We start from the raw sequence: 17,143 nt of genomic DNA, 5'->3' as shown, positions 1-17,143 counted from the left end.
CTCCGATCGGAGCGGGCCGCACCGCGGCTAAGCCGGGTGTTCGGCGCGGTCGCCGGACCAGTCGGTGTGGAAGGAGCCCTCCTTGTCCACCCGGTGGTAGGTGTGCGCGCCGAAGAAGTCGCGCAACCCCTGCACCAGCGCCGCCGGCAGCCGGTCGCGCCGCAGCCCGTCGTAGTAGGCCAGCGCCGAGGAGAAGCCCGGCGTGGGCACGCCGATCTGCACCGCCGTGGTGACCACGCGCCGCCATGCCTCCTGCGCCGCGTCCAGCGCCGCCGCGAACGTGGGGTCGGCCAGCAGCGTCGGCAGGTTCGGATTGGCGTCGTACGCGGAGCGGATCCGGTCCAGGAACTTGGCCCTGATGATGCAGCCGCCCCGCCAGATGGTGGCCATGGCGCCCAGGTCCAGGTCCCAGCCGTACTCCTTCGAGGCTGCCGCCATCTGGTCGAAGCCCTGCGCGTACGCCACGATCTTGGACGCGTACAGCGCCTGCCGCACGTCCTCGATGAGCTCCCGCCCGCCGACCCCGGACAACTTCGGCCCCGCCAGGGACGCGGCGGCGGCCCGCTGCTCCGGGTGCCCGGACAGCGCCCGGGCGAACGTCGCCTCAGCGATGCCCGTCACCGGGACGCCGAGGTCGAGCGCGCTCTGCACGGTCCAGCGGCCGGTGCCCTTCTGCTCGGCCTGATCGACCACGACGTCCACGAACGGCTTGCCCGTCTCGGCGTCCACCTGCTCGAGCACCTCGGCGGTGATCTCGATCAGGTAGGAGTCCAGTTCGCCGCGGTTCCACTCCCTGAACACCTCGGCCAGCTCGGCCGGAGTCGCGCCCAGGGCCTGACGCAGCAGATCGTACGACTCGGCGATGAGCTGCATGTCCGAGTACTCGATGCCGTTGTGCACCATCTTCACGAAGTGCCCCGCGCCGTCCGGGCCCACGTGCACCGAGCACGGCACCCCGTCCACGTTGGCCGCGATGTCCTGCAGGATCGGGCCGAGCGCTTCCCACGACTCCTTCGACCCACCCGGCATGATGCTCGGGCCGTGCAGCGCGCCCTCCTCGCCGCCGGAGATGCCGGTGCCGACGAAGTGGATGCCCCGCTCACGCAGCGCGGCCTCGCGCCGGCGAGTGTCCTCGAAGTGCGCGTTGCCGCCGTCGACGATCATGTCGCCCGGTTCCATCAGGTCGGCGAGCTGGTCGATCACCGCGTCGGTGCCCGCACCCGCCTTGACCATGATGATCGCCCGCCGGGGCCGCTTCAGCGAGGCCACGAAGGCGGCGAGGTCCTCGGACGGCACGAACGTGCCCTCCCCGCCGAACTCCTTGACCAGCTGCTGGGTACGGCCGTACGTCCGGTTGTGCACGGCCACCGCGTAGCCGTGCCTGGCGAGATTGCGTGCCAGGTTGCGCCCCATGGTGGCCAGGCCCGTGACGCCGATGTCTGCCAAGTCCATTTTCAAGCTCCTTTATGGGGAATACGCCTGATCCAGCCCGGGAGTTCGGGGGGATATTCCCTCTTAATCGAAACGCACGCCGAGTTCGTCAAGCCTGGCCAGCATGTCCGCCGGATCGGAGTACACCCTGAAGGCTCCCGCACGTTCGAGCTCGTCCCTCCCATACCCTCCCGACAGGAGTCCGATCCCGAGCGCGCCGGCCCGGCGGGCGGCGAGCAGGTCCCAGACGCTGTCGCCCACCACCATGGCATGCCGCGGATCCACACGCACCAGGTCCGCCCCGGCCAGGAACAGGTCGGGGTCGGGCTTCGCACGCCGCACCATGTCGCGCGTGATCATCGGGGTATCCTCCGGCAGACCCAGCATGCCGAGCGCCAGCCTGGCCGTGCGCGCATACCCACTGGTCGCGATCACCCAGGGCACGCCGCGCGTGGTGAGCTCCGACAGCAGCTCGGCCGCGCCGGGCAGCGGCTTGACGGAGTGGACCTGCTGCTCGTACGCCTCCATGTGCGTGGTCTGCAGCTGGTCGATCTGCTCCCGCGACAGCTTCAGCCCGGTCTCACGCAGCAGCGCGCTGACGAACAGCCCGCCGCTCATGCCGATGCGGCGGTGGATGCGCCACACCGACAGGTCGATCCCCATGCTCGACAACGCCTGCCGCCAGGCGATGACGTGCTGGTAAACGCTGTCGATCAAGGTGCCGTCAAGGTCGAAGAGGAAGGCGGGCGTCGGAGCTTGCGGGAAGTCGCTCATGGGGTCCATGACACCATGGGGATATGCGGATCATCATTGCAGGTGGCCATGGGAAGATCGGGCTGCGGCTGGCGGAGCGCCTCAAGTCGGGCGTGGTCGGCCTGGTACGCAACCCTGCCCACGTCGCCGATGTCGAGGCCACCGGAGCCGAGGCCGTGGTCTGCGACCTGGAGAAGGCGAGCCTGGACGAGGTGACGGAGATCGTGCGTGGCGCGGACGCCGTGGTGTTCGCCGCGGGCGCGGGACCCGGCAGCGGCGCGGCACGCAAGGACACCGTGGACCGGGCCGCGTCCGTGCTGCTCGCCGACGCCGCGGAGAGAGCGGGAGTGGGGCGCTTCATCCAGATCTCCTCCATGGGTGCGGGCAGGCCGCCGGCGCCGGGCCGGGACGAGGTGTGGGCCGCGTACATCGACGCCAAGACCGCCGCCGAGGAGGACCTGCGCCGCCGCGACGGCCTGGCCTGGACGATCGTCCGCCCCGGCCGCCTGACCGACGAGCCGGGCACGGGCCTGGTCCGGCTGGCGCCCGAGGTGCCGCCGGGGTCGGTGCCGCGCGACGACGTGGCCGCCGTGATCATGGCGCTGCTCGACAACCCGGGCACGGCCGGCCGGACCCTGGAACTCGTCTCGGGCGCGACGCCCATCCGCACCCTCGTCGCGACAGAGTGAGAACCATGACTGAATATCGTGTACTCGGACGTACCGGACTCAAGGTCAGTCCGCTCTGCCTCGGCGCGATGATGTTCGGCTGGTGGGGGGAGTCCGACCCCGGCGAGTCGGCCCGGATCATCGACCGGGCGCTGGACGCGGGGATCAACTTCATCGATACCGCCGACGTCTACTCGCAGGGGCAGTCGGAGGAGTTCGTCGGCCAGGCGCTCGCCAAGTCCGGCAAGCGGGACCACGTGGTGCTGGCCACGAAGTGCCACGGCGTCATGGGGGAGGGACCCAACGAGCGGGGCAACTCCCGCCGCTGGATCTTCCAGGCCGTCGAGAACAGCCTCAGGCGTCTCGGCACCGACTGGATCGACCTCTACCAGATCCACCGCCCCGACCCGGACACCGACATCGAGGAGACCCTCGGCGCGCTCACCGACCTCGTCCGCCAGGGCAAGGTCCGCTACCTCGGCAGCTCCACCTTCCCCGCCCACCAGATCGTCGAGGCGCAGTGGGCGTCGGACCGGCGCGGGCTGGAACGGTTCGTGTGCGAGCAGCCGCCGTACTCGCCGCTCGTGCGCGGCATCGAGGCCGGCGTGCTGCCCGTGGCCGAGAAGTACGGCATGGGCGTCATCGTCTGGAGCCCGCTCGCCGGCGGCTGGCTGAGCGGCAACCGCTAGTCGCGTATCGCGGGGACTTCGTCACCACAGTTGATCTCCGTACGGATCGGACCCGCAGGGCGCAGCGGCTGCCCGACCGCTACGACATGACGCAGGAGGTCAACCAGCGCAAGCTCGACGCGGTCGAGAAACTCGCCGTGCTGTCCGCGGAGGCCGGGATCACGCTGATCGAGTTGTCGATCGCGTTCACGATCCGGCACCGGGCCGTGACCTCGGCGATCATCGGGCCGCGCACCATGGAGCACCTGGAGAGCCAGCTCACCGCCGCCGACGTGCGGCTGAGCGACGACGTGCTCGACCGGATCGACGAGATCGTCGCGCCCGGCGTCACGCTCAACCCGGCCGACGCGGGCTGGCAGCCGCCGCAGCTGGCCGAGGCGAGCCTGCGCCGGCGGCCCCTGACCTGATACTTGCTGATTACTGGCTATCGCTTGCGGCCTGGACGGCTAGGTGTCCCCTGGAGCGTAGAGGGGGCATTCGATGGCGGACATGCCGTTCAGGTCGTTTTTCGGTGGAGATCCGTTCAGAGGGTTCGAGGAGCTCACGGGCCGGGTGTTCGGCGGCGTGGAGGGCTGGCCGCCGACCCGGCCCAGCGTGCAGCGGGTGGACGTGGGCAAGCTCCTGAGCGCCTCGGCCCGGGAGGTGCTCCGGCGCGCGCTGGAGGCGGCCGGGCAGCGCGGCGCGCCGGACCTCGACGTGCTCGACCTGCTGGACGCGCTGATCGACGACGACGTCACCCAGGCCATGCTGCGTACCGCAGGGGTGGACCTGGGGCGGCTGCGTGACCGCATCGACGAGATGAGCGGCCCCGGCCTGCCCGCCGAGCCGCCCACGACCCTCTCGCCCGCCGCCAAACGCGCCATCCTCGACGCCCAGCGCATCTCCCGCGCCCTCCAGTCCTCCTACATCGGCCCCGAGCACCTGCTGCTCGCGGCGGCCGCCAACCAGGACTCCAGCGCCGCCCGCCTCCTGCAGGAGCAGGGCGTCTCGGCGAACGAGCTGCAGCAGGCCATCCTGGCGGGCCCGGCCCGCCGAGGCGAAGCCCGCCGCGCGACGAACACGCCCTCGCTGGACGAGTACGGCCGGGACCTCACGGAGCAGGCCCGGCAGGGCAAGATCGACCCGGTCGTCGGCCGTGAGGACGAGATCGAGCAGTCCATCGAGGTGCTGTCGCGCCGTACCAAGAACAACCCGTGCCTCATCGGCGAGCCCGGCGTCGGCAAGACCGCGATCGTCGAGGGCATCGCCCAGCGCATCGTCAACGGCAGCGTCCCCGACCCGCTCAAGGACCGCCGCGTGGTCGCCCTCGACCTGACCGGGATGGTGGCCGGGACGAAATACCGCGGCGAGTTCGAGGACCGCATCAAGAAGGTCATCGACGAGGTGCGCGAGCACGCCGACGAGATCATCGTCTTCATCGACGAGGTGCACAACCTGGTCGGCGCCGGCGCCGCCGAGGGCGGCATGGACGCGGCGAACATCCTCAAGCCCGCCCTGGCCCGCGGCGAGCTGCACGTCGTCGCCGCCACCACGATCGACGAATACCGCAAGAACATCGAGAAGGACGCGGCACTCGAACGCCGCTTCCAGCCGATCCTGGTCGCCGAGCCGACCGTGGAGGAGACGGTGGCGATCCTGGCGGGGCTGCGCGACGCGTACGAGGCCCACCACCAGGTCCGCATCACCGACGAGGCCCTGGACGCCGCCGCGACCCTGTCGGCCCGCTACATCTCCGACCGCTTCCTGCCCGACAAGGCCATCGACCTGATGGACCAGGCCGCGGCCAGGGTGCGGCTGCGCTCACGCACCCCCGGCAGCGACGTGCGGGAGCTGGAGGAACGCCTGGACTCGCTGCGCCGCGACAAGGATCAGGCCGTCGCCGCTGACGACTTCGACCGGGCCAAGGACCTGACCAGGGAGATCGAAAAGGTCCGGCCGGAGCTGCAGCGCGCCAGGCAGGGCACGGAGACCGTGCCGCAGGTCATGGTGGAGGACATCGCCGAGGTCGTCTCCCGCCGCACCGGCATCCCGGTCACCCAGCTCACCGAGCAGGAACGCGATCGGCTCATGCGCCTCGAAGAGCACCTGCACCAGCGCGTGATCGGCCAGGACGAGGCGGTGACCGCGATCGCGGAGGCGGTACGCAGGGCGCGGGCGGGACTGTCGGACCCCAACCGGCCCATCGGCAGCTTCCTGTTCCTCGGCCCCACGGGCGTCGGCAAGACCGAGCTGGCCAGGGCGCTCGCCGCGGCCCTGTTCGGGGGCGAGGAGCACATGGTGCGCATCGACATGAGCGAGTACCAGGAGCGGCACACGCTCTCGCGCCTCATCGGCGCGCCGCCCGGATACGTCGGGTACGAGGAGGCGGGCCAGCTCACCGAGGCCGTACGCCGCCGCCCGCACGGCGTGATCCTCCTGGACGAGGTCGAGAAGGCCCACCCGGACGTCATGAACATCCTGCTGCAGATGCTCGACGACGGCCGCCTCACCGACGGGCACGGCCGCACGGTGGACTTCACCAACACGATCGTCATCATGACCAGCAACCTCGGCGCCCAGCTCATCCTGGAGTCCACCGCCGACCCCGCGCAGCTCGAGAGCCGGCTCATGGACCTGCTGCGCCGCTCCCTGCGGCCGGAGCTGCTCAACCGCATCGACGAGACGATCGTCTTCAAGCGGCTGGAGCGCGACCAGCTGCGCCGGATCGTGGACCTGATGCTGGAGCGCACCCGGCAGCGGCTGCGCGGACAGGACGTCACGCTGGAGGTCACGGACCCGGCCAAGGACTGGCTGGCGCAGCGCGGCTACCAGCCGGAGTTCGGGGCCCGGCCGCTGCGGCGGACGGTGCAGCGGGAGCTGGACAACCGGCTGTCCACGATGTTGCTGACCGGCGAGGTGTCTGAGGGCGGCAGGGTGACGGTCGACATCGAGAACGACCAGCTCCGGCTCAGGGCGGTGGACCCGAAACGTGTGCTAGACTGAACTGCAGTTGTAGTTGTGGTACCCATAAAGACTTTGTGCGCGCCTGACAGACTGTGATCTTCGGGCGCGTTTTTCTTTTCCGGTCATCTCCGGATGGGCTCATCGCGGCGACACGGCAATTCGCACGGTGCGAATTGCGTTCCTGCACACATCTCGAGGAGATCGATATGGCAACCGGAACCGTGAAGTGGTTCAACGCCGAAAAGGGCTTCGGCTTCATCGCTCAGGACAACGACGGCCCCGACGTCTTCGCGCACTACTCCAACATCGTCGCCAGCGGCGGCTACCGGGAGCTGCACGAGGGCCAGAAGGTGTCCTTCGACGTCGTCCAGGGCCAGAAGGGTCTGCAGGCGGAGAACATCGTCGCCGCCTGACCTGGCACATGTCATGGATCCGGGCCCGCACCGCTGCGGGCCCGGATCTGTGGCGTCCCCGGCTCCCCCCGCACATCCGTGCTTTCGCGCCGGCTCCTCCGTGACCGGTCGCTTTATTCGTCAGAAGGGCGCATACTGAAACCAATGAGACCTCACGCCGCGGCCCGGCGACGCCTGCCAGGAAGCCCCTTCAACGTTGCCGAGCCTCCTCCACCTCCCATCGAGCAGTTCGCCGTGCGGGACCAGGTCAGCCACGACAAATACGGCCTCGGCCGCGTCATCGCCGTCGAGCAGGATGTGGCCGTCCTCGTTGATTTCGGTGCGGAGACGCGCCGCATCAACGCGCCCTACGCCAAACTCGTCAAGCTGTGACGGTGACCGCGCTCCTCGCAGGAGGAGCGGCCGGCGCGCGCACCTAGTCGAGGGCCGCACGGGCGCGTTCCCGGCACTCCTGCAGGGTGAGGGCCGCCAAGGCCTCCCGGACCGCGGGAACGCACACCGGTGCCATGGACAGGCTCGTCACCCCCAGCCCCACCAGGAGGGGTGCGAGCAGTGGGTCGCCGGCCGCCTCCCCGCACACGCCGACCGGCTTGCCCGCCTCCCGCCCCGCCTCCGCGCACCTCGCGATCAGCTCCAAGAGGGCCGGTTGACGGGGGTCGAGGAGATCGGCCAGGGAGGAGTGCTGGCGATCGGCGGCGAAGGTGTACTGGGCCAGATCATTGGTGCCGATGCTGAGGAAGTCCACCTCCTGCAGCAACCGCCGGGCCCGTAGCGCCGCCGCCGGCACCTCCACCATCACCCCGACCCTGGCAATGCCCTTGGCACGGGCACGACGGGCGAAGCCGGACGCCTCGCCCATCGTGGTGACCATGGGCGCCATCACCCACGCCTGCGCGCCCGCGGCCCTGGCCGCTTCGGCGATCGCGTCGAGCTGCGTGTCCAGCACGTCCGGGAGCATCCGGTCCACCCGCAGGCCGCGCACGCCCAAGGCGGGGTTCGGCTCCCCGGGCAGCCCCAGGAAGGGCAGCGGCTTGTCGGTGCCGGCGTCCAGCGTGCGGACGATGACCGTCTCGGCCTGCGTGAACACCTCGGTGTAGGCCGCGACCTGCTCCTCGAACGAGGGCGCCTGCCTGCGGTCCAGGAACAGGAACTCCGTGCGGAACAGCCCGACGCCCTCCGCGCCCGGGCGCAGGTCCGCGGCCGAGCCGACGTTGAGTAAAAGCTTGACGGGGTGGCCGTCGGCGGTCCTGCCGGGGCCGTGGCTCGCCGCCAGTCTGGCCTTCTCGGCGCGGTCGCGCTCCCCGACCTCGACCGCCTCCGCGGCGGACAGGCCGAGGGCGATCTCGCCGGTCGTGCCGTCGACGCCGACGATGGTGCCGTCGGGGACGCCGGCGATCTCCGGGCAGGCCACCACCGCGGGCAGGCCCCGGCCGCGGGCCAGGATCGCGGTGTGGCTGGTCGGCCCGCCCCGCTCGGTGACCAGTGCCAGCACGTCGTCGCCCAGGCCGGCGGTGTCGGCGGGGGAGAGGTCCGCGGCCACCAGCACGTACGGGTGGCCGGGGGAGGGAAGCCCCGGCATGGGCAGGCCGAGCGCGAACGCCACCGCGCGATGCTTGAGGTCGTCCAGGTCGGCGGCCCGCTCGGCCAGGTAGCCGCCCAGCGCGGCGAGGGCGTCCCGGTGATGGGTGAAGGCCGCGTCCAGGGCGTGGGCCGCGTCCAGGCCGCTGCGTGCCTTTCCCTCGGCCTCCTCACGCAGCATCGGGTCGTCGGCGATCATGGCGAGTGCCTCGAGGATCTCGGCGGCCTCCCCCTGCGCGCCGGTGGCCCGCTGGGCGAGGTCGGCGGCCACCGCCCCCAGGGCTTTGACGACGGTGGCCGCCTCGGCGCCGGGGTCGGCGACCGGATGGGGGGCGGGCAGCCGCGGCGGCCCGGCCATCCGGATCACCGGGCCCGCCGCCCGGCCCTGGCTGACGCCGAGTCCGGTGAGCCGCCCGCCGGCCCCCGTCCAGGGGCCGCTGTCAGGACGGGAGCCGCCGGCACGGGTTCCTGGTTGAGGCTCCGCGACGCCGGGCCGGAGCGGGGTGTCAGGCATCGAGGGCCTCTTCCGCGTCCAGGTCGCGCGAGAGCAGCGACGCCAGCGCGTCCAGCGCCTCCTCGGCCCCCGGCCCGTCCGCCTCCAGCGTCACCTCCGTCCCCTGGACGGCCCCCAGCGACAACACTCCCAGCATGCTCTTGGCCGGCACGGCCTTCTCGCCGAGCCGCACCGTCACGGGCACCCCGAGCCGCACCGCCTCCTGGACGAAGAGCTTGGCGGGCCGGGCGTGCAGGCCGCTGGCCGAGGCCACGGCGACCGTTCGATGTGCCATCAGAGCGTCTCCTTACGGTTCGATCGTGACCTTGATGGCCGCGCCCCGGCTGACGAGGTCGATCCCGTCGAGCACCTGGGGGAGCGGCAGCCGGTGGGTGATCAGGTCGGAGACCACGACGGCCCCCTCGGCCACCAGGCGCAGCGCCGAGGCGTTGTGGGCGGGGCTGGAGCCGTTCGCGCCGACGATCGTCAGCTCGCGGTAATGCACCAGGTTGGAGTCCAGTGCGATGATCGGGTCGTCCTTGGGCAGGCCGCCGAAGAAGCTGATCCGGCCCTGCCTGGCCGCCATCCGCACCGCCTGCTCCTGCGCCGCCCCCGACGCCGCCGCCGTGATCACCACGTCGGCGCCGCGCCCGCCGGTCAGCTTCAGCACCTGCTCGACGGGGTCGGCGTCGATGGCGGCGTCCGGGCTCACCAGTTCGGCGGCCATGGCCAGGCGCTGCGCGTTGACGTCCACGAGGAACACGCGGGCGGCGCCGCGTGCCCGGGCCAGCCGGACGTGCAGGCAGCCGATCGGGCCCGCGCCCATCACCACCACGTCGTCGCCCGCGCCGACGCCCGCCAGCTCCTGCCCGTTCAGCACGCAGGCCAGGGGCTCGGCGACCGACGCCTCGGCGAAGCCGACGCCGTCGGGGATGGCGTTGACGCCGTCGACGGCGAGCACCTTCGCTGGGATGATCATGTACTCGGCGAAGCCGCCGTCGTAGTGGTAGCCCATCGACTCCTGGTTCGGGCAGACCGTCTGGCGGCCGCGCAGGCACTCGGCGCACGTGCCGCACGGGATGGCGGCGATCACCTGCACCCGGGCGCCGGTGTCCACGACCTCGCCGGCGATCTCGTGCCCCATCACCCGTGGCGGCCTGATGTGGTGGTGCCCGAACTTGAAGATCTTGGCGTCCGTGCCGCAGGTCGAGCAGTTGCGTACCCGGATCTTCAGCTCGCCCGGCCCGGCCACGGGCTCGGGCGCGTCCTCGATCCTGATGTCGCCCGGGGCGTGGAATCTGGCGACTTTCATACGAGCTCCTTCATCACCTGTGAAACCTCGGTCGCCTCGCGGAGGGCCCGGGCGCGGTCGGGGTCGAGCAGGATCTCGGCCAGCGCCGCCAGCAGCGGCACGTGGCCGCCCTCCCTGGCGGCGATGCCGACGCAGAGCGTGACCTGCTCGCCGTCCCAGTCCACGCCGCCGGGGAAACGCACGACGCAGATGGCGTCCCGCTTGATGTCCTCCTTGGACGCGTCCGTCCCGTGCGGGATGGCGACGCCCTCGCCGACGTAGGTGGAGATCGACCGCTCCCGTTCGAGCATCGCCTCGACGTACGGCTCCGCGACCGCCCCCACCTCGACCAGTAGCCGGCCGCAGAGGCGGATGGCCGCGTCGCGGTCGGCGGCGCTCTCGTGCAGCCGCACCGCGCGCGGGTCGAGCAGGTCGTCACGCATCGACGGTGCCGCCGTTCTTGATGGTGTTGACCAGCCTGGTCACGGCCGGGTCGCCGAGGAAGATCTGGAACGGCACCAGCAGCTTCCCCGGCGCGGCGGCCCTGGCGCGGGCGGCCAGCCCGGCGTGGCACAGCACCACGTCGGCGTCGTCGGGGATGGAGTTGACCGGCGTGTGCTCCACGGTGACGCCGCTGTCCTTGAGCTGTTTGCGCAGCGTGGAGGCGAGCATCACGCTGCTGCCCATCCCGGCGTCGCAGGCGACGATGATCTTTCGGATGTCCTTGGCGTCCATGGCTCAGGCCTCCTTGGTGGCGGGTTCGGTGCTGGAAACTTCCTCATCGGCGGCCTTCTCGCCCCTGCCGAAGCCGAGCAGGAGGGCGGCGACGGCGAACGACACGGCGGTGGCCACGAGGATCCCGAGGCTCGAGCCCAGCCAGCCGCCCTTCGGCGTGACCGCCAGGTAGGCGAAGATGCTGCCCGGCGACGGGGTGGCGACCAGGCCGGCTCCGGTGATCATGAACGTGAACACCCCGGCCGCGCCGCCCGCGATGACGGCCGCGATGAGGCGCGGCTTCATGAGAACGTACGGGAAGTAGATCTCGTGGATGCCGCCGAAGAAGTGGATGATCATCGCGGCGGGCGTGCTCGGCCGCAGCTCGCGCGGCCCGAACAGCAGGTACGCCAGCAGCAGCCCAAGACCGGGACCCGGGTTCGACTCCAGCATGAACAGGATCGACTTGCCCTGCTCGGCCGCCTGCGCGACACCCAGGGGGCTGAGCACGCCGTGGTTGATGGCGTTGTTCAGGAACAGCACCTTGGCCGGCTCGATGAGCACGGACGCCACAGGCAGCAGGTTGTTGGTGATCAGCCACTCCACGGCGTTGCCCGCGGCCGTGGTGACCGCCTGCACGATGGGCCCGATGCCGAGGAATCCGACGATCGCCATCGCGCCGCCCACGATGCCGGCGGAGAAGTTGTCCACCAGCATCTCGAACCCGGCCCTGGTCCGCGCTTCGGTGAACTTGTCCACATATTTCAGGATCAGGGCGGTGAGCGGGCCGATGATCATGGCGCCCAGGAACATCGGGGCCTCGGTGCCGACCACGACGCCCATCACCGCCACCGCGCCGACGACCGCACCGCGCTGCCCGTGCACCATCCGGCCGCCGGTGTAGGCGATGAGGACCGGCAGCAGGGTGGAGATGATCGGGCCGACCATCTTGGCGAGGTCCTCGTTCGGCAGCCAGCCGGTCGGGATGAACAGCGCGGTGATCAGGCCCCAGGCGATGAACGCGCCGATGTTCGGCATGATCATGCCGGCCAGGTGGCCGCCGATGCGCTGGATGGTGGCCTTGACGCCGGTTCCGGTGACCGGAGGTGTGTAAGTGTCGGCCATGGGACTAGCTCCTTCGGGGGGTTGTGCAGAGAATCAGCGGCTTTGCCGGCTAGAGGGGAGGAGCGGGCGGGGTCGAGGTAAGGAGGCGGGCCGGGTCGGGCTGGTGGACGGTGACGGCGCCGAGGTCGATGTCGGCGGGTCCCGGCATGCGGCTTCCGGGCAGGCGCACCGCGGCGGCGCCCCAGGCCAGGGCCCGCGCCAGCGCGTCAGGCCCGTGGCCGCCGTCCGCTAAGAATCCGGCCAGCATGGCGTCGCCCGCGCCGACGGAGCTGCGGGGCTCGGTCACCGGCGCCTCGCCGTACCAGATGCCGGACTCCTCGACCAGCACCGCGCCGTCGGCGCCCAGGCTGGCCAGTACCGTGTGCGCGCCCGCGGCCCGCAGCTTGCCCGCGGCCTTCACCACGTCGCCGAGGCAGCGGATGGGCATGCCGGTGGCCGCGGCGAGCTCCTCCACGTTCGGCTTGACCAGGGCCGGCGCCGCGCCGAGCGCGCACGACAGGGCGGGCCCGCTGGTGTCGACCGCCACAAGGATGCCCGCCTCGGCGAACCTGAGGCACAACCGGGCGTAGACGTCGGCGGGCACCTCAGGGGGCAGGCTGCCGGAGGCGACCACCCAGTCCGCCTCGTGCGCGGCGGCCAGCACCGCCTCCGCGATCGTGTCCAGCTCGCCGGGCGACAGGGCCGTCCCCGGCTCGTTGATCTTGGTGGTGGTGCCGTCGGGCTCGGCGAGCGTGACGTTCGACCGGGTCGGGCCGGCCACCGGGACGGTGACCATGTCGAGCCCCTGGGCGGCGAGGAGACGGACGAGCTGCCTGCCCTCGTCCCCGCCGAACGGCACCACCGCGCGCGAGGCGACCCGGTTGGCCAGCAGAGCGCGCGAGACGTTCACGCCCTTGCCGCCCGGATCCAGGTGGGCGGCGGCGGCGCGGATGACCGCTCCCCGGTCCAGCGCGCCGATCTCGATCGTGCGGTCCAGGCTGGGGTTGAGCGTCAGGGTGAGGATCACGCCCTGATCACCTCCGGCCCCGCCGCCGCCACGTCGGCGGCGAGCGTGACGTCCAGCCCGGTGTCGCTGATCACCACGTCGATCTCGCTCAGCTCGGCGAACGTGGCCAGGTAGGTGTTGGAGAACTTCGTGTGGTCGGCCAGGAGCACACTGCGCTGCGCGGCCTTGACCATGGCCCGCTTGATCGCCGCCTCGGCCGGGTCCGGCGTGGTCAGTCCCCGGGCCGGCGAGCAGCCGTTGGTGCCGATGAACGCGACGTCCACGTTGAGGTGCGCGAGCGGGCGCAGCGCCCAGTCGTCGACCGTGGCGAGCGTCTTGCCGCGCAGCCGCCCGCCCAGCATGATCACGTGCAGGTTGGGGCGGGCGGCCAGGACCGTGGCCAGCGGTGGCGAGTTCACCACGACGGTGAGCTCGCGGTCGGCGGGCAGCACCTGGACCAGCCGGCCCGTCGTGGTGCCCGCGTCGATGATGACCGATCCGTCCTCGGGCAGCTCGGCCAGCGCCGCCTTGGCGATGCGCTCCTTCTCGGCCGTCATCAGCTCGTCGCGGGCGGCCAGCGCGGGCTCGAAGCCCAGCCGCTCCACGGGGATCGCGCCGCCGTGCACCCGGCGCAGCACACCCGCCCGCTCCAGCGACGTCAGGTCGCGGCGGATCGTCTCGGTGGTCACGTCGAGATCGGCGGCCAGCGTCACCACGTCGACGCGGCCTGTGGCACGCGCTCTCCGCAGGATCTCCTGCTGCCGCTCCTCCGCGTACATGATGTTGATTCACCGCCGTTTCGTGTTGGTTTCATCTGTGTTTATACCCGGTTCTGTTGGCAGGTCAAGAGTTGGACAGGAGAATCTGGTACTTATAGGCGCGTGCGTATGAAGCCCTGGGCCGCAGTGCCCCTCGTCGTCGCCGCCCTCGCCACGCCCGCTCAGGCCGCCGCGACCGCCCCACCGCGCGTTCCGGCCGGGACCACGGCGGCCTGGGTGGTGTTCGACCGGCAGGCAGGCAAGATCGTGGCCACCCGCAACGCGCACCGCGCCTACCGCTCGGCGTCCGTCGTCAAGATCCTCATCGCGATCGACTACCTGGAGCGGCGCAAGACCGTGCCCGCCGCCGACGGCAGGCTGCTGAAGGTCATGTTGCGGTCCAGCGACGACGACGCGGCCTCGGCGTTCTGGGAACGGGGCGGCAAGGGGCAGATCATCGTGCGGATGGCCCGCAAGCTGAGGCTGGCCGACACGGCGCCGCCGCCCGCGTCCAGGCCCGGCTTCTGGGGTTACAGCTCGCTGAGCGCGTACGACATCGTCCGGACGTACCGTTACCTGCTGGACACCGCCGACGCCCGGGTCAGGGACACGATCCTGGGTCACCTGCGCCGGTCCACGCCGTGCGGCACCGATGGCTTCGACCAGACCTTCGGCATCCCGGACGCGCTGCCCCGGCCGTGGGCGGTCAAGCAGGGCTGGTCGGGGTTCGGCAGCACGCCGCCGATCAGGTGTGACGCCAGGGCGGTCAGCGCGCCCGTCTCGTGGATCGCCCAGCGGGCCTTCGGCTCGGGCGTGCCCGACTACGGCCGTCCCGTGCTGTACACGACCGGCCTGGTGGGCAAGGGGGAGCGGTACGTCATGGCGGTGCTCACGACACACCCGGCGGGCAGCACGTGGAGCGCCTCCGTCAAGCGCATCACCGCCATGACTAGGGACCTCTACCGCAGCATCTCGTAGCCGCGTGCCTGCTCACCAGTTGGTGAAGGCGCCGTCGCGGGTGCGCAGGTGGGGTCGTTCAGCGGCGATGGCCTGATATTTCCGGGCTTCGGCTCGGTCGATGTCGACGCCGAGGCCGGGCAGGTCGGGAACCTCGAAGCGTCCTCCCCGGACCACCGGTCGGGCGGTGAACACGTCCGGCAGCTCGGGCAGGGCTTGGTGCTCCTGCACTCCGATGTACGGCGAGGCCAGGTTCAGGTGCAGCGATGAGGCCGCCGTCACCGGGCCGAGCGGGTTGTGGGTGGCCAGCTTGACGTAGTGCGTCTCGCACATGGCGGCGATCTTCCTGGCCTCGGTGAGCCCGGCCGCCACGGCGACGTCCACCCTGGCGTAGTCGATGAGGTCCTGCTCGATGAGCCGCTGGAACTCCCATTTCGACCCGAACTGCTCGCCTGCCGCCAGCGGCACCGCCGTGCGCGATCTCAACGACCGATACACCTCCAGGCCCTCGCACCGCAGCGGGTCCTCCACGAAGTACGGCCTGGCCGGCTCGAGCTCGCGGCACAACGTCACGGCCTCGGGCAGGTCGAGCCGCGTGTGCACGTCGAGGATCAGCTCCACGTCATCGCCCACGGCCTGCCGTACGGCGTGGAAAAGCTCGATCCCCCAGCGCATCGAAGCCCGCTGGTCCAGGGTGCCGTCGCTGTCATGGGGCACGGCGAAACGCAGGTGCCGCCAGCCTTCCGCGACGAGCGCCCGGGCCCTGTCCAGGAACGCGTCGAGGTCGTGGTAGTCGTCGCCCAGGTGTGCATAGGCAGGGACGTGATCGCGCACCCGCCCCCCGAACAGGTCGTAGACCGGCACACCGAGCGTCTTCCCGCGAATGTCCCACAACGCCACGTCGATGGCGGCGATCGCGGACGACAGGAGGCGATCGCCGGGGAAGAAGCCCCGGCGGAACATCACCTGCCACAGATGCTCGATCCTGGTGGGATCCTCGCCCAGCAGCAGCTCCCCGAGGTGCTCGATCGCCCCCGAGACCGCCTTCTGCCGCGAGCGGATGCCCACTTCGCCGATGCCGTGCACGCCTTCGTCGGTGTCGACGACGACCAGCATCATGCTGTCGCCGTGCTCGGGCAGGGTGAGCACTTCCCAACCAGTGATCTTCACAGGCGATCTCCAATGAGAACGTTACCGGGATTCTCAGAGATTCCATCATGCATCATCCCGTTCGCGGCAGCCAGAGGAGGATTTAACGCGTTGGTGACTGGTAAGAAACCCTCTTGACGCTTCCGGGAACGTTTGCAACCATCCTCCCTATCGATGACCAGGAGGACAGCGTGGCAGTGACGATCCGGCAGGTGGCGCAGGCGTCCGGGGTGTCGGTCTCGACCGTCTCCCGCGCGTTCACCGCCCCCGACCAGGTGCAGCCGCAGACCCTGCAGCGCATCCGGGACGCGGCCGCGAAGCTGGGCTATGCGCCCAACCCGGCGGCCCGCTCGCTGCGCGGCGGGAAGACCGAGTCTCTCGGGCTGATCATCCCGGACATCGCCAACCCGTTCTTCCCGCCCATCTTCAAGGCGATGCAGGCCCGGGCCCGCCGGCTCGGCTACACCGTGCTGGCCGCCGACACCGACGAGCGGGAGTCCGACGAGCTGGAGACCATCACCGCGGTCTCCAAGCGGGTCGACGGCATGATCCTGTGGGCCTCCACCCTCACCGAGAGCAGGCTCGCCGAGCTGGCGGAGACCATGCCGGTGGTCCTGGTGAACCGGCACGTGCCCGGCATTCCGGAGATCCACATCTCCCTGACCGCCGGCATCTCCCAGGCGGCCGAGCATCTGAAGGCCTACGGCCACACCGGGTGCGTCTTCATCAACGGTTCCCGGCCCGAGCTCAGCCGCGGCAAGTCGATAAGAGAGGCGTTCGAGGCACACGACCTGTCCCTCACCGAGCTCGGCCCCTACGAGCCGCGCTTCGAAACCGGTGTGCACGCCGCCACCTTGGTCGCCTCCTCCGGTGCGACCGCGGTGCTCGCCCACAACGACCTGGTCGCGCTCGGCGTGCAGCACCAGCTCGCCAAGCTCGGCATCGCCGTCCCGCGCGACGTCAGCGTGATCGGCATAGACGACACGCTGCTCGCCGAGACCTCGACCCCGTCGCTGACCACCATCCGCATCTCGGCCGAAGACCTCGCCACCCAGGCCGCCGACCTCCTGCTCGACACCATCGGCGGGCGGGGCGGCGGGCGCGTCGTGGAGATCGGCTCCCGGCTCATCCCCAGATCCTCGACCGGGCCTGTCCGCCGCTGACGAACGGTCCGACCCCGGTACGGCACGCCGTAC

At 71.0% G+C, this 17,143-nt stretch carries 19 protein-coding genes; 8 read left to right on the top strand and 11 right to left on the bottom strand.

The features are described 5' to 3' along the window. Positions 1-27 precede the first annotated feature (27 nt). Complete coding sequence (gene gndA / locus OHA25_RS40385; protein WP_327582174.1) at positions 28-1,452, bottom strand: NADP-dependent phosphogluconate dehydrogenase; 1,425 nt, start codon at positions 1,450-1,452, stop codon at positions 28-30. 63 nt (positions 1,453-1,515) lie between these two features. Then, positions 1,516-2,205 carry an HAD family hydrolase gene (locus OHA25_RS40380; protein WP_327582173.1) on the bottom strand — a complete coding sequence of 230 codons (690 nt, stop codon included), beginning with the start codon at positions 2,203-2,205 and terminating at the stop codon, positions 1,516-1,518. A gap of 23 nt (positions 2,206-2,228) precedes the next feature. On the opposite strand from OHA25_RS40380, the gene OHA25_RS40375 reads away from it, so the two are divergent. From OHA25_RS40375 to OHA25_RS40350, 6 genes are all read left to right on the top strand, one after another. Further along, positions 2,229-2,873, top strand: a complete 645-nt coding sequence (locus OHA25_RS40375) for an SDR family oxidoreductase (RefSeq protein WP_327582172.1) — start codon at positions 2,229-2,231, stop codon at positions 2,871-2,873. A 5-nt stretch (positions 2,874-2,878) separates the two neighbouring features. Further along, positions 2,879-3,541: an aldo/keto reductase gene (locus OHA25_RS40370; RefSeq protein ID WP_327582171.1), complete on the top strand. Its 663-nt coding sequence runs from the start codon at positions 2,879-2,881 to the stop codon at positions 3,539-3,541. A gap of 86 nt (positions 3,542-3,627) precedes the next feature. Then, positions 3,628-3,948 (top strand): aldo/keto reductase, encoded by a 321-nt coding sequence (locus OHA25_RS40365; RefSeq protein WP_327582170.1) that lies wholly within the window; start codon positions 3,628-3,630, stop codon positions 3,946-3,948. Between the two features lie 73 nt (positions 3,949-4,021). Next, entirely contained in the window at positions 4,022-6,523 is a 2,502-nt protein-coding gene (locus OHA25_RS40360) for an ATP-dependent Clp protease ATP-binding subunit (RefSeq protein ID WP_327582169.1), read from the top strand. A gap of 167 nt (positions 6,524-6,690) precedes the next feature. Beyond that, positions 6,691-6,897, top strand: a complete 207-nt coding sequence (locus tag OHA25_RS40355) for a cold-shock protein (RefSeq protein ID WP_305924757.1) — start codon at positions 6,691-6,693, stop codon at positions 6,895-6,897. Between the two features lie 144 nt (positions 6,898-7,041). Beyond that, positions 7,042-7,269 (top strand): hypothetical protein, encoded by a 228-nt coding sequence (locus tag OHA25_RS40350; RefSeq protein ID WP_327582168.1) that lies wholly within the window; start codon positions 7,042-7,044, stop codon positions 7,267-7,269. 43 nt (positions 7,270-7,312) lie between these two features. Here OHA25_RS40350 and ptsP read toward each other — a convergent pair whose 3' ends face one another. From ptsP to OHA25_RS40310, 8 genes are read right to left on the bottom strand one after another with little or no spacing between them, the layout of a single operon-like run. Then, complete coding sequence (ptsP, locus tag OHA25_RS40345) at positions 7,313-8,989, bottom strand: phosphoenolpyruvate--protein phosphotransferase (RefSeq protein ID WP_327582167.1); 1,677 nt, start codon at positions 8,987-8,989, stop codon at positions 7,313-7,315. Beyond that, positions 8,982-9,263 (bottom strand): HPr family phosphocarrier protein, encoded by a 282-nt coding sequence (locus OHA25_RS40340; RefSeq protein ID WP_327582166.1) that lies wholly within the window; start codon positions 9,261-9,263, stop codon positions 8,982-8,984. The genes ptsP and OHA25_RS40340 overlap by 8 nt, the downstream gene beginning before the upstream one ends. 12 nt (positions 9,264-9,275) lie before the next feature. Continuing rightward, positions 9,276-10,280, bottom strand: a complete 1,005-nt coding sequence (locus OHA25_RS40335) for a zinc-dependent dehydrogenase (protein ID WP_327582165.1) — start codon at positions 10,278-10,280, stop codon at positions 9,276-9,278. Further along, positions 10,277-10,702 carry a PTS sugar transporter subunit IIA gene (locus OHA25_RS40330; protein WP_327582164.1) on the bottom strand — a complete coding sequence of 142 codons (426 nt, stop codon included), beginning with the start codon at positions 10,700-10,702 and terminating at the stop codon, positions 10,277-10,279. The genes OHA25_RS40335 and OHA25_RS40330 overlap by 4 nt, the downstream gene beginning before the upstream one ends. After that, complete coding sequence (locus OHA25_RS40325; protein WP_327582163.1) at positions 10,695-10,994, bottom strand: PTS lactose transporter subunit IIB; 300 nt, start codon at positions 10,992-10,994, stop codon at positions 10,695-10,697. Before OHA25_RS40325 ends, OHA25_RS40330 begins: the two co-directional genes overlap by 8 nt. Before the next feature lie 3 nt (positions 10,995-10,997). Then, a complete protein-coding gene (gene mtlA, locus OHA25_RS40320) occupies positions 10,998-12,098 on the bottom strand; it encodes a mannitol-specific PTS transporter subunit IIC (protein WP_327582162.1) in 1,101 nt (366 codons plus the stop codon). A 49-nt stretch (positions 12,099-12,147) separates the two neighbouring features. Next, positions 12,148-13,104, bottom strand: a complete 957-nt coding sequence (gene pfkB, locus OHA25_RS40315) for a 1-phosphofructokinase (RefSeq protein ID WP_327582161.1) — start codon at positions 13,102-13,104, stop codon at positions 12,148-12,150. Next, entirely contained in the window at positions 13,101-13,862 is a 762-nt protein-coding gene (locus OHA25_RS40310; RefSeq protein ID WP_327582160.1) for a DeoR/GlpR family DNA-binding transcription regulator, read from the bottom strand. Before OHA25_RS40310 ends, pfkB begins: the two co-directional genes overlap by 4 nt. A gap of 108 nt (positions 13,863-13,970) precedes the next feature. Here OHA25_RS40310 and OHA25_RS40305 point away from each other — a divergent pair, with 108 nt between their 5' ends. Continuing rightward, positions 13,971-14,819 carry a hypothetical protein gene (locus OHA25_RS40305; protein WP_327591112.1) on the top strand — a complete coding sequence of 283 codons (849 nt, stop codon included), beginning with the start codon at positions 13,971-13,973 and terminating at the stop codon, positions 14,817-14,819. A gap of 12 nt (positions 14,820-14,831) precedes the next feature. Here the strand turns inward: OHA25_RS40305 and OHA25_RS40300 are convergent, their stop codons facing one another. Then, positions 14,832-15,968: a mandelate racemase/muconate lactonizing enzyme family protein gene (locus OHA25_RS40300; RefSeq protein ID WP_327582159.1), complete on the bottom strand. Its 1,137-nt coding sequence runs from the start codon at positions 15,966-15,968 to the stop codon at positions 14,832-14,834. A gap of 170 nt (positions 15,969-16,138) precedes the next feature. Here OHA25_RS40300 and OHA25_RS40295 point away from each other — a divergent pair, with 170 nt between their 5' ends. After that, positions 16,139-17,110, top strand: a complete 972-nt coding sequence (locus OHA25_RS40295; protein WP_327582158.1) for a LacI family DNA-binding transcriptional regulator — start codon at positions 16,139-16,141, stop codon at positions 17,108-17,110. Positions 17,111-17,143: the final 33 nt, after the last annotated feature.

This window comes from Nonomuraea sp. NBC_00507 (genome assembly GCF_036013525.1).
GTDB lineage: Bacteria > Actinomycetota > Actinomycetes > Streptosporangiales > Streptosporangiaceae > Nonomuraea.
This window is presented reverse-complemented; position numbering and strand designations above follow the sequence as displayed.